This window comes from Halomonas sp. ABH4_019, from assembly GCF_056159885.1.
Map to the genome: position 1 here is coordinate 453370 of NZ_JBSWWC010000004.1, position 13554 is coordinate 466923.

13 protein-coding genes and 2 tRNA genes are annotated in these 13554 nt (G+C 66.7%); 10 read left to right on the plus strand and 5 right to left on the minus strand.

Going from position 1 to position 13554, the window contains the following annotated elements; genetic code table 11:
* The first annotated feature begins 119 nt into the window (after positions 1–119).
* A complete protein-coding gene (locus tag ACXAFN_RS17915; RefSeq protein WP_474990994.1) occupies positions 120–923 on the plus strand; it encodes a MetQ/NlpA family ABC transporter substrate-binding protein in 804 nt (267 codons plus the stop codon).
* Positions 924–1006: 83 nt separating this feature from the next.
* Entirely contained in the window at positions 1007–1462 is a 456-nt protein-coding gene (locus tag ACXAFN_RS17920) for a GAF domain-containing protein (protein ID WP_474990996.1), read from the plus strand.
* A gap of 101 nt (positions 1463–1563) precedes the next feature.
* On the opposite strand, the gene ACXAFN_RS17925 is transcribed toward ACXAFN_RS17920, so the two are convergent.
* The 3 genes from ACXAFN_RS17925 to glpK all read right to left on the minus strand — a co-directional run bounded on the left by ACXAFN_RS17925 (position 1564) and on the right by glpK (position 3347).
* Positions 1564–1640 (minus strand) — tRNA-Val (locus ACXAFN_RS17925).
* Between the two features lie 16 nt (positions 1641–1656).
* Positions 1657–1733, minus strand: a tRNA-Val gene (locus ACXAFN_RS17930).
* 105 nt (positions 1734–1838) lie between these two features.
* Entirely contained in the window at positions 1839–3347 is a 1509-nt protein-coding gene (gene glpK, locus ACXAFN_RS17935) for a glycerol kinase GlpK (RefSeq protein ID WP_474990998.1), read from the minus strand.
* Between the two features lie 212 nt (positions 3348–3559).
* Between glpK and ACXAFN_RS17940 the strand changes: the two genes are divergently transcribed.
* Positions 3560–4318 (plus strand): DeoR/GlpR family transcriptional regulator, encoded by a 759-nt coding sequence (locus ACXAFN_RS17940; protein WP_474991000.1) that lies wholly within the window; start codon positions 3560–3562, stop codon positions 4316–4318.
* A 145-nt stretch (positions 4319–4463) separates the two neighbouring features.
* Positions 4464–5978, plus strand: a complete 1515-nt coding sequence (gene glpD / locus ACXAFN_RS17945) for a glycerol-3-phosphate dehydrogenase (protein WP_474991002.1) — start codon at positions 4464–4466, stop codon at positions 5976–5978.
* Positions 5979–6013: 35 nt separating this feature from the next.
* On the opposite strand, the gene ACXAFN_RS17950 is transcribed toward glpD, so the two are convergent.
* On the minus strand, positions 6014–6610 hold the full coding sequence (locus ACXAFN_RS17950; protein WP_474991004.1) for a histidine phosphatase family protein: 597 nt from the start codon (positions 6608–6610) through the stop codon (positions 6014–6016).
* 124 nt (positions 6611–6734) lie between these two features.
* Between ACXAFN_RS17950 and phnD the strand changes: the two genes are divergently transcribed.
* The 5 genes from phnD (at position 6735) to ACXAFN_RS17975 (ending at position 11441) form a co-directional block, all read left to right on the plus strand.
* Positions 6735–7736, plus strand: coding sequence for a phosphate/phosphite/phosphonate ABC transporter substrate-binding protein (gene phnD / locus ACXAFN_RS17955; protein WP_474991006.1), 1002 nt, complete (start codon positions 6735–6737; stop codon positions 7734–7736).
* Positions 7737–7814: 78 nt separating this feature from the next.
* Positions 7815–8612 carry a phosphonate ABC transporter ATP-binding protein gene (gene phnC, locus ACXAFN_RS17960; RefSeq protein ID WP_474991008.1) on the plus strand — a complete coding sequence of 266 codons (798 nt, stop codon included), beginning with the start codon at positions 7815–7817 and terminating at the stop codon, positions 8610–8612.
* Complete coding sequence (phnE, locus tag ACXAFN_RS17965; RefSeq protein ID WP_474991010.1) at positions 8599–9414, plus strand: phosphonate ABC transporter, permease protein PhnE; 816 nt, start codon at positions 8599–8601, stop codon at positions 9412–9414. Before phnC ends, phnE (ACXAFN_RS17965) begins: the two co-directional genes overlap by 14 nt.
* A complete protein-coding gene (gene phnE / locus ACXAFN_RS17970; RefSeq protein ID WP_474991011.1) occupies positions 9408–10217 on the plus strand; it encodes a phosphonate ABC transporter, permease protein PhnE in 810 nt (269 codons plus the stop codon). The genes phnE (ACXAFN_RS17965) and phnE (ACXAFN_RS17970) overlap by 7 nt, the downstream gene beginning before the upstream one ends.
* A 159-nt stretch (positions 10218–10376) precedes the next feature.
* Positions 10377–11441: an endonuclease/exonuclease/phosphatase family protein gene (locus ACXAFN_RS17975; protein ID WP_474991013.1), complete on the plus strand. Its 1065-nt coding sequence runs from the start codon at positions 10377–10379 to the stop codon at positions 11439–11441.
* Positions 11442–11470: 29 nt separating this feature from the next.
* Here the strand turns inward: ACXAFN_RS17975 and ACXAFN_RS17980 are convergent, their stop codons facing one another.
* Positions 11471–12850, minus strand: coding sequence for a class II fumarate hydratase (locus ACXAFN_RS17980; RefSeq protein WP_474991015.1), 1380 nt, complete (start codon positions 12848–12850; stop codon positions 11471–11473).
* 221 nt (positions 12851–13071) lie between these two features.
* Between ACXAFN_RS17980 and ACXAFN_RS17985 the strand changes: the two genes are divergently transcribed.
* Positions 13072–13446, plus strand: coding sequence for a phasin family protein (locus ACXAFN_RS17985; protein ID WP_474991017.1), 375 nt, complete (start codon positions 13072–13074; stop codon positions 13444–13446).
* The last annotated feature ends 108 nt before the right edge of the window (positions 13447–13554 follow it).

A 13554-nucleotide genomic window follows, 5' to 3' on the forward strand; every position in this document is an offset into this window, starting at 1 on the left:
GTCGCTCGCTACGTAAATCAGAGCCTCCGCAAGGCCACATCGAATTAATAACTGAAAGCTATTTAAGACAACCTGCTTATTACATTAATATCGAGACGAAACAGAAGGAGGCTCACTATATGCGCAACATCCTGATCGGCGGCCTCGCCGCTTCCGCCCTGACCCTGGCGATCGGCCAGGCCAACGCCGACGAGCACGGCATCAAGGTGGGCACCGTGGCCGGGCCCGAGACCGATGTCATGCAGGTCGCGGCGGACATCGCCGAACGCGAGTACGGCCTGGAGGTCGAGATCATCGAGTTCACCGACTACGTCACGCCCAACGCCGCGCTGGCCGACGGCAGCCTGGACGCCAACGCCTACCAGCACGAGCCCTACATGCAGTCGATGATCGACGACCGCGGCTACGATTTCGCCATCGCCGGCCGCACCTTCGTCTATCCGATCGGCGCCTACTCCGAGAAATACGACAGTATCGAGGCGCTGCCGGACGGGGCCACCATCGCCCTGCCCAACGACCCGACCAACGAGGGCCGCTCGCTGATCCTGATGCACGAGCAGGGCATGATCACCCTCGACGATCCGGCCAACCTCGAGGCCACCCCACTCAACATCGTCGAGAACCCCCGCGACTTCGACTTCCGCGAGATCGAGGCCGCCCAGCTGCCCCGCGTGCTGCCCGACGTGGACATGGCGTTCATCAACAACACCTTCGCCCAGCCGGCCGGCCTGAGCCTGGACGACGCCCTGATCAAGGAAGGCCCCGACTCGCCCTACGTCAACCTGATCGCCGTGCGCGCCGGTGACGAAGAGCGCGAGGAGATCCAGCAGCTCGTCGAGGCTTACCAGACCGACGAGGTCGCCGCCAAGGCCGAGGAGCTGTTCAAGGGCGCCGCGGTGCCCGGGTGGACCGAGACCGAGTAAGCCACGCGATCGCGCCTCGCCGCGCGATCACGCTACCGAAGGGGCCGGCCGCTGTGCCGGCCCCGCTCGTTGGAGGAGAGACCATGAGCGACTATGCCCTGCTCGCCCGCCAGCTCGGCGCCCTGCTGGATACCCGGGACTGGCTGACCAACAGCGCCCAGACCTGCGCCTTCATCATGCAGGAGATCCCCGGGCTCAACTGGGCCGGCTTCTACCTGCAGCGCGAGCCCCGGATGCTCGGCCTGGGCCCCTTCCAGGGCAAGCCCGCCTGCCACCCCATCCCGTTCGACAAGGGTGTCTGCGGCGCCGCGGCCCGCACGCGGGAGACCCAGCGCGTCGACGACGTGCACGCCATCGCCGATCACATCGCCTGCGACGCCGCCTCCCGGGCCGAACTGGTGATTCCGGTGGTGATCGATGATCGCCTGTGGGGCGTGCTCGACCTCGACAGCCCCGAGCGCGGACGCTTCACCGCCGAGGACCAGGAAGGCCTGGAGACCCTGGTACGGGTCTTCATCGAACACACGGATCTGAACTAGCGCCCCGCCCCGCCCTGCCCGGCCACCGCCGGGCAGGCCGGGCGTGCCATGCAAGCATACGAAAACGCCCCGTGCCTGAGGCACGGGGCGTTTCGGGAATCTGGTAGGACCAAGCGGATTTGAACCGCTGACCTCCACGATGTCAACGTGGCGCTCTAACCAACTGAGCTATGGTCCTGCTGGCGATGTCGAGATGGTAGGACCAGGCGGATTTGAACCGCCGACCTCCACGATGTCAACGTGGCGCTCTAACCAACTGAGCTATGGTCCTACTGTGCTCGGCGATGTTCGCCGTGACAACGGTTGCGTATTCTACTGCCCCCACCGAAAAATGCAACCCCTTTCTGCGGCGACGGGACCGGCAAGTCGCGACGGATCAGCAAGTTGGCGCAGAATCGTCCGGCGCACAGCGCACCCGGTCCACGGCCTCGAGCCAGCCGCGATACAGGCGCTCGCGCTCGGCCTCGTCCATCGCCGGCGAGAAGCTGCGCTCGCAGCGCCACAGCGCGGCGATCTCGTCGAGGTCCCGGTACCAGCCCAGGCGCAGGCCGGCCAGGTAGGCCGCCCCGAGCGCGGTGGTCTCGAGAATCCCCGGCCGGTCCACCTGGGCGCCCAGCATGTCGGCCAGGAACTGCATCACCCAGTTGTTGCCCACCATGCCGCCATCCACCCGCAGGGTCCCCGGCGGCGTGCTCATGTCATCGCTCATGCACACCTGCAGGTCCCGGGTCTGATAGCACACCGCCTGCAGCCCGGCGGCCACGATATCGGCGATGCCGGTGTCGCGGGTCAAGCCGAGGATGGCGCCGCGGGCCTTGGGGTCCCAGTGCGGGGCGCCGAGCCCGGTGAAGGCCGGCACCAGGTACACGCTGTGGCCACTCTTGGTCTGCCGCGCCAGGGTCTCGGTCTCGGCGGCATCGGCAAACAGCTTGAGGCCATCGCGCAGCCACTGGACGGTGGCCCCGGCGACGAAGATGCTGCCTTCCATGGCATAGGTCGGCACGCCATCGAGCCGATAGCCGACCGTGGTCAGCAGCCGATTACGTGACACCTCGGGACGCTCGCCGGTATTGACGATCATGAAGCAGCCGGTGCCGTAGGTGCTCTTGCCCATCCCCGGCGAGAAGCAGGCCTGGCCGACCAACGCCGCCTGTTGATCGCCGGCGACCCCGGCGATCGGCAGCTCGCCCCCCAGGAACTCCGGACGGGCCATCCCGAAGTCATCGCTGGAATCCCGCACCTCGGGCAGCAGGTTCGCCGGAATGTCGAACAGCGCCAGGAGCTCCGGATCCCAGCGCTGCGCATGGATGTCGAACAGCGCCGTGCGCGAGGCGTTGGTGGCATCCGTGGCATGCACCCGGCCGCCGGTGAGACGCCAGATCAGGAAGGTATCGACGGTGCCGAACGCCAGCTCGCCGCGCGCCGCCCGCTCCCTCGCCCCCTCGACGTTGTCGAGCAGCCAGGCGAGCTTGGTCGCCGAGAAATAGGGGTCGATCAACAAGCCGGTGCGCGCCTGGACCAATTCGCCATGGCCGGCCTCCCGCAACGCCTGGCAATGATCGGCGGTGCGCCGGTCCTGCCACACGATGGCGTTATAGAGCGGCTCGCCGGTCTCGCGATCCCACAGCAGGGTCGTCTCTCGCTGGTTGGTGATGCCGATGCCCGCGATATCGTCGATCGAAAGCCCCTGCCCGGCGATCACCTCGCGACAGCTCGCGATCACGCTCTCCCAGAGGTCCTCGGGATCATGCTCGACCCAACCGTCGGCGGGAAAGTGCTGGGGAAACTCGCGCTGGGCCGTCGCCACGCTGCGCCCCCCGCGATCGAAGAGGATCGCCCGGGAACTGGTCGTGCCCTGGTCGATGGCAAGCAGGTAAGAGGCCATGAGGAAGCATCCTGGTATCGTGGGTTAGGAGAAGCACTTTCGTTTTTCACGACTACGATGTTCGCTTATGATCAAAAGACTACGCTACTGGCAGAGGGCGCTCAATTGACGACAGCGCCCGACGCCTACGACTTTGGGCGCAACCCGGCCAGCAGGAATCGCGCTGCAACGGCGCTCGGATTGGCGTAGAATCGCGCCATCAAGGAGTTAGCATGACCCCACAGCAGCGCCAGGACAGCATCGTCGAGCTCGTGCGTCGCCAGGGCTACGCCAGCATCGAGCAGCTCACCGAACATTTTGCGGTCACCCCACAGACGATTCGCCGCGACCTCAACCGACTCTCCGAAGAGGGTCAGCTGCGGCGCGTTCACGGCGGGGCCGGCCTCGAATCCAGCACGGTCAATACCGCCTACTCGATGCGCAAGAGCCTCAACCTGGAGGCCAAGCAGCGCATCGCGACCCTGCTCGCCCGCCATGTTCCCGACCACGCCTCGCTGTTCATCAACATCGGCACCAGCAACGAGGTAGTGGCCGAGGCGCTGCTGGACCATCACGGCCTCGAGGTGATCACCAACAACCTCAACGTGGCCGCGATCCTACAGCGCAAGGAGGACTTCAACGTGATCGTCGCCGGCGGCCAGGTCCGCTCCCGGGACGGCGGCATCATCGGCGAGGCCACCATCGACTTCATCAACCAGTTCAAGGTCGACTTCGGCATCATCGGCATCAGCGGCATCGACGAGGATGGCTCGCTGCTCGAGTTCGACTATCAGGAAGTGCGCGTCGCCCAGGCCATCATCCACAATTCCCGCCAGGTGTTCCTGGCCGCCGACCACTCCAAGTTCCAGCGCAACCCGGTCGTTCGCCAGGGCAACCTGGCCCAGCTCGACGCCCTGTTCACCGATCGCCAACCCTCCGAGCGCATCCGCGATCTGCTGCGCGAGCACGACGTCGCCCTGCACCTGGCCTGAACCGGCCCCGCCTGCCCGCCCCACCCTCTCCAAGCCCCCACGCCGGGCGATGCATGGCCGCTTGATGTTCGATTTCAAATACTATATTTTCGTTTTCGATCATCACCGACAACACCCTACGGCCCCGTGCCTACCGGAGCGTGACATGGCGACTTCTCCCGAACTCCTGGACCTCTTCGTGATCGGCGGCGGCATCAACGGTGCCGGCATCGCCGCCGATGCGGCCGGCCGCGGTCTCTCGGTCGGCCTCTGCGAACAGGCGGACCTGGCCAGCGCCACCTCCTCCGCCAGCAGCAAGCTGATCCATGGCGGCCTGCGTTATCTGGAGCACCACGAGTTTCGACTGGTCCGCGAGGCGCTTCGCGAACGCGAGATCCTGCTCGCCAAGGCGCCCCATATCATCTGGCCGCTGCGTTTCATCCTGCCCCATCGCTCTCATTTGCGCCCGGCCTGGATGCTACGTGCCGGGCTGTTCCTCTACGACCATCTCGGCAAGCGCCGGCGTCTGCCGGCGTCCCGCGGCCTGCGACTGGGGCCCGAGCTCGGGCTGTCGAGCGACCTGTCTCGAGGCTTCGAATATTCGGACTGCTGGGTGGACGATGCCCGACTGGTCGTGCTGAACGCCATCCAGGCTCGGGAGCACGGCGCCGACATCATGGTAGGCACACGCTGCGTCGGCGCACGCGAGATCAACGGACACTGGGAGATCGAGCTCGAGGATCAGGCCAGTGGCGCACGCTTCACCCGCTACGCTCGCACCCTGATCAACGCCTCGGGCCCCTGGGTGGAGAACGTGATCCGTGGCATGACGCCTCGCACCGCTCGCTACGGCGTGCGCATGATCCAGGGCAGCCACCTCATCGTGCCCCGGCGCAACGCCGACGATCGCGCCTATATCCTGCAGAACACCGATCAGCGAATCGTCTTCGTGCTGCCCTATGAAGAGCACTTCAGCCTGATCGGCACCACCGATCGCCGTTACCGGGGGGACCCCGCCGGGGTCGAGGCAAGCGAGGAGGAGATCGACTACCTGTTGAAGGTCGTGAACGAACACTTCACCACGCCGCTGACCCGTGGCGATGTCATCCGCACCTATTCCGGCGTACGCCCGCTGTGTGATGACGAGTCCGCCGAGCCCTCGGCCATGACCCGTGACTACACCCTGGACCTCGATACCGACGGCGCGCCGCTGCTGTCGGTGTTCGGCGGCAAGATCACCACCTATCGCAAGCTCGCCGAGGCGGCGCTGGCGAGCCTCGCCCCACACCTTCCCCCCATGGGCGCCCCATGGACGGCAGACGCGCCACTCCCCGGCGGCGATATCGACGACCAGGACGCGTTCCGACAGCGGCTGCAGGCCGACTACCCCTACCTGACGCCCGACCAGACGAGGCGCCTCGCCCGCACCTACGGCACCCTGTGCCGGACCTTCCTCGACGGCCGCGACACCCAGGCGGCCCTGGGCGAGGCCTTCGGGGCGGGCCTGACCGCCGCCGAGGTCGACTACCTGGTCCAGCGGGAGTGGGCGCGCGGCGTCGAAGACATCCTGTGGCGACGCACCAAGCTGGCGTTACGCCTCACCGCGGGCCAGCAACAGCGGCTGGCCGACTATCTCGCGGCCACGCACCCTGCCACGGCACCGCAACCCCACACCGCCTGAACCGATCGCATGGAGCGCCGCCCCGCCACCCCGGCTTATGGGGAGGCGGGAAGCGGCGTGACACTGGCCGGGGCCAAGGGCTCCCGCTCCCGATGGCGGCTCAACGCACGCCCCTCAAGGTCGGTCAGCAGGATCTGCAACGGGTCACCGTGGCTCACCAACAGGATCGTCTCGCCCCGGTGATGGCGCTCCAGTTCGTCGATCACGGCCCGCATGCGGGCCGCCACCTCGGTGACCGGCTCGACGCCGGCCTGACGCCGCCCCGGATCGCGGGCGTCCCGGGCCCAAACCTCGGCGTAGCGAGCATCGCTATCGCCCTCGAGCTCGCCGAAATGGCGCTCCCGTAGTCGGGGATCGGCGGTGAGCGTCAGGCCGAAATGCGTGGCGATTCGTCCGGCCGTCTCGGCGGTGCGTCGGAAGTCCGAATGCAGGATGCGCCGAGGGCTCGCCCAGCGCCAGTCGGCCAGCAAGGCCTCGAGCTGGGCCCAGCCTCGAGGCGACAGGCCGAATCCCATCAGGCCGCGCGACGGCGTGCTGATGATGCGCCCCTCCTGATTGGCCTGGCTGTGGCCATGACGCATCAGTAGATAGCGATTCCGCCAGCCCACGGCAGCAGGGAAAGTAGTTGACATGGTTTCGTGGCAAACCCTAGATTGGGAGTGGATATTCGGATTCAATCATCGACGAAACATCGATGTCGATATCCGAACATACAACAACACACAATACGTCAGAACAATAATCGTGAGGCACGCCATGATCCACGCTTCCGCCCGATCCGGCACCTTTCCGCTCGCGCCCCTCGCCCTCTCCACGCTGCTGCCGCTAGCCCTGCTGGCGGGCCAGGCCCAGGCGCAGGACGAATGCGAACGCGGCGCGCTGGCCGAGATCTACTGCGACAAGAATGGCGACATGGTCGCCGACCGCCCCGACGACGAATCGGATTGGGCCAACCCCGACACCCTGATCTTCGCCTATACCCCGGTCGAGGATCCGGCCATCTATTCCGACATCTGGCAGCCGTTCATCGAGCACCTCGAGGAGGTGACCGAGCGCGACGTGCGCTTCTTCGCGGTGCAGTCCAACTCGGCTCAGGTCGAGGCCATGCGCAGCGGCCGCCTGCACATCGCCGGCTTCTCCACTGGCCCGACGCCCTTCGCCGTCAACCTCGCAGGGGCGGTGCCCTTTGCACTGATGGGCTCTGATGATGGGCGCTTCGGCTACACCCTGCAGCTCTACACTCATGTCGATTCCGGCATCGACGAGATGGCGGACCTCGAGGGCAAGCGGGTCGCCCATACCTCCCCGACCTCCAACTCCGGCAACCAGGCCCCGCGGGCGCTGTTCCCGGAAATGGGCATCGTCCCCGGCGACGACTATGAAGTGGTGTATTCGGGCAGCCACGACCAATCGATGCTCGGCGTGGTGGCCCAGGACTACGACGCCGCCCCGGTGGCCTCGGAAGTGGTCGAACGCATGGCCGCTCGTGGCCTCTATGACCCGGAAGACGTGAAGATCATCTACGAGTCCGACAGCTTCCCGACCACCTCCTACAACTACGCCCATGACCTCCACCCGGACCTGGTCGACAAGATCGAGGAGGCCTTCTTCAGCTTCGACTTCACGGGCACCGAGCTCGGCGAGGAGTTCGAGGGCGTCGAGAAGTTCATCCCCATCAACTATCAGGACAACTGGAAGGTCATCCGGACCATCCAGAATGCCAACGGCGTCGAGTACACCCCCGACAACCTCCAGTAACCTTCGCGACTCCGCGGCGCCGGCCTTCCCGGAAGGCCGGCGCCGTCGTCTTGGTGACCCTTTCTCGACGGACCCCACATGCTAGAGATATCCCACCTGATCAAGCGCTACGGCCGCGACGAGCCGGTTCTCAAGGGGCTCGACCTGACCGTGGAAGGCAACAGCGTCGTCTCGATCGTGGGCGCCTCCGGCGCCGGCAAGAGCACCATGCTACGCTGCATCAACCGCCTGGTGGAGCCCACCTCGGGCTCGATCAAGCTCAACGGCACCGAACTGGTCACGCTGCGCCATACCGAGCTGCGCCGTGCGAGACGCAAGATCGGCATGGTCTTCCAGGGCTTCAACCTGATCGATCGCCTCACCGTGATGGAGAACGTCCTCGCCGGGCGGCTCGGCTACGTCAACCTCTTCCAGGCCATCACTCGCCGCTATCCGAGCGCGGACATCGAGCGCGCCTTCGTGCTGATGGAACGCGTTGGCATCGCCCACTACGCCAACAAGCGTGCCGACGAACTATCCGGCGGCGAGCGCCAACGCGTGGGCGTGGTACGAGCGCTGATGCAGGAGCCCGAGGTACTGCTCGCCGACGAGCCCACGGCCTCGCTGGACCCACGCACCTCCGAGCAGATCATGGTGCTGCTGCAAAGCCTGGCGAGCGAGCTGTCGCTGCCGGTGTTGATCAACATCCACAACGTGGCCCAGGCCAGGACCTACACCGACCGTATCGTCGGGCTGCGCCACGGCACCATGATCTTCGACGGTGCCCCCGCGGACTTCGACAAGGAGGCCCTGGACGCCATCTACGGCGGCATCGAGGCGCCGGACGACACGCCCGCGCCAACCGCCGCGGAGGAGGTGCGAGATGGCCAGGCCTGACCGCGAGACGCCCGCGCCGCCACGCACCTGGCGCAAGCCCCCCTTCATCGCCAACCCGCTGGTGCGCTATGGCCTGCTGGCGGTACTGGCGATCTACCTGGTCTGGGCGCTGGGCACCCTGCCCTTCAACTGGGAACGCATCAGCGAAGGCCTGCCGCGGGCGGCGCGCATCTTCGGCGGCGGCTTCCCGCCGAGCCTGTCGCGCTTCGATCTGTTGCTCACCGGCTTCACCGAGAGCCTGCAGATTGCCATCCTGGCGACCCTGCTCGGGGTACTGCTGTCGGTGCCCTTCGCGGTGATGGCGGCCCGCAACGTTGCTCCCCTGCCGATCTACCTGCTGGGGCGCGCGGTGATCATCGTCTCGCGCAGCTTCCACCCCGTGATCGTCGCCATCCTGTTCGTGGCGGCGGTAGGCTTCGGGCCGCTTGCGGGTATCCTGACCTTGACCCTCTATTCCATTGGCTTCGTCGGCAAGCTGCTCGCCGAGGAGATCGAGGAGATCGACTGGGGACAGGTGGAGGCCATGCGATCCACCGGCGCTGGCTACCTGGCGACACTCTTCTATGCCGTGTTCCCGCAGATTCTGCCCCGCCAGGTAGGGCTCTCCATGTATCAGCTCGACAGCAATCTGCGCGCCTCCGCGGTAGTGGGGATCGTGGGCGCCGGCGGCATCGGCAGCACCCTGATGAACGCCTTCGGGCGCTACGACTATGACTTCGCCTTCGCCATCCTGCTGGTGATCATCGCGGTGATCCTCGCCAGTGAAGGCGTCAGCGGCTGGGTAAGGAAGAAAATATGGTAGACGATGCCAACCTCTTGGCCGAACGCGTCTGGCGACGGCACAACCCCAGACAACAGCTGATCCGCTACGGCGTGATGCTGGCGACCCTGATGTTGGTGATCTGGGCCGTCAGCGACATCGATATCTTCTGGCCCTGGGTGTGGGACGCGCCCAACCAGATCTCGAGCCTCGGCGCGCGCATGTGGCCACCGGACCCGAGCCGGCTTGGCGAGATCGTCGATGCGATGATCGAGACGGTGCACATCGCCACCCTGGCGACCATGCTGACCATCTTCATCGCCATTCCGGTCTCCTACATCGCCGCCCAGAACACCACGCCCAACCGCGCCTGCCTGTGGCTGGGGCGCTTCATCCTGGTCTCCAGCCGCTCGGTGAACACCATCATCTGGGCGCTGCTGTTCGTGGCGATCTTCGGCCCCGGGGTGCTCGCGGGGATATTGGCCATCATGTTCCGTTCGATCGGCTTTATCGGCAAACTGATGGGCGAGGCCATCGAGGAGATCGACCGCCGCCCGGTCGAGGCCATGGAGGCCACCGGCGCCTCCAAGGCCAAGGTGATCGCCTATGCGGTGGTGCCCCAGGTGATGCCGGCCTTCTTCGCCATCGTCATCCTGCGCTGGGACATCAACATCCGCGAATCCACGGTGCTGGGGCTGGTGGGCGCCGGTGGCATCGGGGTCATCCTTCAGGGCTCCATTGATACCTTCGCCTGGCCTACCGTCGCGACCATCCTGACCGCTATCATCGCCCTGGTGCTGGTCGGTGAAGCGGTGACCGGCCTGCTGCGCCGCAAGGTGATCTAGCCGCCTGGCTCTCCTGCCGTCGTCAAGACGCTGGCCATAGGCCTTACCCGGCCGTGACCAACACGACAGCCCCGGGGCGGCCTCCCGGGGCAAGGTCAACCACATCAACCGCGGGCGCGCGACGCGCCCCTACGACGCATCACGCTGGAGGCGATACCGATGTTCGGATGGCTACTCGGCGCCATCGCCGCCACACTGCTGCTGGCCAGCCTGATCGCCCGGGTCCCCGGGCACTGGTGGTGGCTGCGCGCCTGCGAGTTTCCTCGCCTGCAGATCGCGCTTGGCGGCGCCGCCTGCGCCCTCGCCTCTCCCCTGGCCGAGCCGAGCCAGACCCCCTGGGTCGCCGCCATCGGCGGCGCCGTGTTCGCCCTGCAGCTGCGCTACGTGCTGCCCTGGACCCCGCTGTGGCCCGTCCAGGTGAAGGCCGCCAGGGGCGACCGCCCGGATCGCTGCCTGTCGCTGCTGGTCGCCAACGTGCTGACGCCCAACCGCCACAGCGACGCCCTGCTGGCGATCATCCGCGACCAGGATCCCGACCTGATCCTGACCCTGGAATCCGATAACTGGTGGGGGCAGCGCCTCGACGAGGGGCTCGGCGACGACTGGCCGCATGCCGTGCGCGTCCCCCTGAACAACCTCTACGGCATGCACCTCTATTCACGACGGCCGCTCATCGAGCCCGAGGTCAAGTGGCTGATCCAGGACGACATTCCCTCCATCCATTGCGGCATCGAGCTCGCCAGCGGCGACCGCATCCGCTTCCATGCCCTGCACCCTCGGCCGCCGGCGCCCAGCGAGAGCGAGGAATCGCTGTGGCGGGACGGCGAGCTGATGCTGGTCGCCAAGCTGATCCATCAGGACCCGGCGCCCACCGTGGTGGCGGGGGATCTCAACGACGTGGCCTGGTCGCGCAGTACCCGGCTGTTCTGTCGGGTCAGCGGCATGCTCGACCCGCGCCGGGGGCGCGGCATGTTCAGCACCTTCCATGCCCGGCACGCCCTGCTGCGCTGGCCCCTCGACCACGTCTTCGCCAGTGAGCACTTCACGCTCGGGTGCATGCGGCGCCTGCCGCGCTTCGGCTCGGATCATTTCCCGATCCTCGCCACGCTCTGCTATCGCCCCTCGCGGGCCGACGAGCATGACAATCCGACGGCGACGACCGAGGAGCACCGTGACGCCCGGGACACCGTGGAGGAAGCCCGGGAGCGCGAGCAGGACGATTGACGCGTTCCCGGGCGTTACCGGCGAGCGGGCTAGCCGGGAATCCCGCCCCGGGTCAGCGCCGCCGGATCCAGCAGGCGTTCGAGTTCCGCACGGTCGAGGTCGGTCTGTTCCTCGGCCACGTCGAGGATCGGCCGCCCCGCCTGGTAGGCCTGCTTGGCGATGGCCGCGGCGGCATCGTAGCCGATCACCGAATTGAGCGCGGTGACCAGGATGGGGTTGCGCGACAGCGGCTCGCGCAGCTGCTCCTCGCGCACCTTGAAGGTGGCGATGGCGCGATTAGCCAGCAGCCAGGCGGTGTTGCGCATCAGGGTGATCGAGGTCAGCAGGTTGTGGGCCACCAGCGGCAGCATGACGTTGAGCTGGAAGTTGCCGCTCTGGCCGGCCACGGTCACCGCGGCGTCGAGGCCGATGACCTGGGCCGCGGCCTGGGCGGCAGACTCCGGAATCACCGGGTTGACCTTGCCCGGCATGATCGAGCTGCCGGGCTGCAGCGCCTGAAGCTCGATCTCGCCGAGCCCCGCCAGCGGGCCGGAGTTCATCCAGCGCAGGTCGTTGGCGATCTTCATGATCACGCAGGCCAGCCCCCTGAGCTGGCCGGACAGCTCGACGGCGGCGTCCTGGCTACCGAGGCTGGCGAAGAAGCTGTCGTTGGGTGACAGCGAAAGCCCCGTCTGCTGGCTCAGGTCGCGGGCCATCCGCTCGGCGAACTCGGGATGGGCGTTGATACCGGTGCCCACGGCCGTACCGCCCTGGGCCAGCCGGCACAGTCTCACCATGGCGCCGTCGAAACGCTCGATGGCCTGCCCTACCTGGCTCGACCAGCCGCCGAGCTCCTGGCTCAGGCGCAGCGGCATGGCGTCCATCAGATGGGTGCGGCCGGTCTTGACCACGCCATCGAGCTCGCTGGCCCGCACGTCGATGGTCTCGTGCAGGTGGACCAGCGCCGGGCGCAGCTCGCGGGTCACCTCCAGGGCCGCCGACAGGTGCAGCGCGGTGGGAATGACGTCGTTGCTCGACTGGCCCATGTTGACGTGGTCGTTGGGCCCCACCGCCAGGTCGTCTCGGCTGGCCAGGCGGGCGATCACCTCGTTGACGTTCATGTTGCTCGAGGTGCCCGAGCCGGTCTGGAAGACGTCCACCGGGAACTGGTCGTCGTGCTCACCGGCGATCACCGCCTCGGCGGAGGCCACGATCGCCTCGGCCCGCGCCTCATCCAGCAGCCCCAGGTCACGGTTGACCCGGGCCGCCGCCAGCTTGATCCGCGCAATGGCATGGATGAAGCGCGACGGCATCGCCTGGCCGGACACCGGGAAGTTGTTCACCGCCCGCTGGGTCTGGGCGCCATACAGGGCATCCGCCGGCACCTCCAGTTCGCCCATGCTGTCGCGCTCGATGCGGTGCTCGCTCATGTTCGGCTCCTCCGGATGGGTGTCTTCCTCACCATGGTGCCGCCGCCGGCCTCTTGCAAGGCGCGCCGCTAGCGGGGGAAGGAAAAGCGGGAAAGAAAATGTGCGTGACGATGTTGCACTGCACAAAAACCACTGCTATTGTGCAGTGCAACAGACGAGAGAAGGCATCGGCACTCCCGCCCAGGCCTTCGAGACGGACGCCATCACAGGAGGCGAACACGATGCAAAACTTCGACACCAAGCAGTTCACCGAGCAGTTCGAATCCCTCTTCTTCGGCCCGGCCCGTGCCTACGCCGGCCTGTCCGTGGACTTCGCCGAGAAGCTGACCAACGCCCAGCTCGAGGCCGGACGCGCCTACACCGAGACCGGCCTGGCCCAGCTCCGCGCCCTGCTCGACGTCAAGGACGCCGAGGGCCTGCGCAGCTACATGGAAGGCCAGCAGAAGATTGCCAAGGACCTGACCGAGCGCTTCAAGGGCGATGCCGAGAAGGTCGTGTCCCTGCAGCAGGACTTCGTGCAGCAGAGCCAGAAACTGACCGAAGAGAACGTCAAGCAAGCGACCGAGACCGCCACCAAGGCGGCCAAGCAAGCCTGACCGCGACTCGCCGCTGCGAAGGGGCCACCGCCAAGGCGGTGGCCCCTTTCGTTTGCCATATGCGTTAAGCTCTCTCCCCGCACAGGGCCAACCCTCACGGGAGAGTGC

Bases quoted from the DNA above. Each gene is read 5' to 3' on its own strand.
- ACXAFN_RS17915 (WP_474990994.1), top strand. From the start codon at position 120: ATGCGCAACATCCTGATCGGCGGCCTCGCCGCTTCCGCCCTGACCCTG.
- ACXAFN_RS17920 (WP_474990996.1), top strand. From the start codon at position 1,007: ATGAGCGACTATGCCCTGCTCGCCCGCCAGCTCGGCGCCCTGCTGGAT.
- glpK (WP_474990998.1), bottom strand. From the start codon at position 3,347: ATGGCCTCTTACCTGCTTGCCATCGACCAGGGCACGACCAGTTCCCGG.
- ACXAFN_RS17940 (WP_474991000.1), top strand. From the start codon at position 3,560: ATGACCCCACAGCAGCGCCAGGACAGCATCGTCGAGCTCGTGCGTCGC.
- glpD (WP_474991002.1), top strand. From the start codon at position 4,464: ATGGCGACTTCTCCCGAACTCCTGGACCTCTTCGTGATCGGCGGCGGC.
- ACXAFN_RS17950 (WP_474991004.1), bottom strand. From the start codon at position 6,610: ATGTCAACTACTTTCCCTGCTGCCGTGGGCTGGCGGAATCGCTATCTA.
- phnD (WP_474991006.1), top strand. From the start codon at position 6,735: ATGATCCACGCTTCCGCCCGATCCGGCACCTTTCCGCTCGCGCCCCTC.
- phnC (WP_474991008.1), top strand. From the start codon at position 7,815: ATGCTAGAGATATCCCACCTGATCAAGCGCTACGGCCGCGACGAGCCG.
- phnE (WP_474991010.1), top strand. From the start codon at position 8,599: ATGGCCAGGCCTGACCGCGAGACGCCCGCGCCGCCACGCACCTGGCGC.
- phnE (WP_474991011.1), top strand. From the start codon at position 9,408: ATGGTAGACGATGCCAACCTCTTGGCCGAACGCGTCTGGCGACGGCAC.
- ACXAFN_RS17975 (WP_474991013.1), top strand. From the start codon at position 10,377: ATGTTCGGATGGCTACTCGGCGCCATCGCCGCCACACTGCTGCTGGCC.
- ACXAFN_RS17980 (WP_474991015.1), bottom strand. From the start codon at position 12,850: ATGAGCGAGCACCGCATCGAGCGCGACAGCATGGGCGAACTGGAGGTG.
- ACXAFN_RS17985 (WP_474991017.1), top strand. From the start codon at position 13,072: ATGCAAAACTTCGACACCAAGCAGTTCACCGAGCAGTTCGAATCCCTC.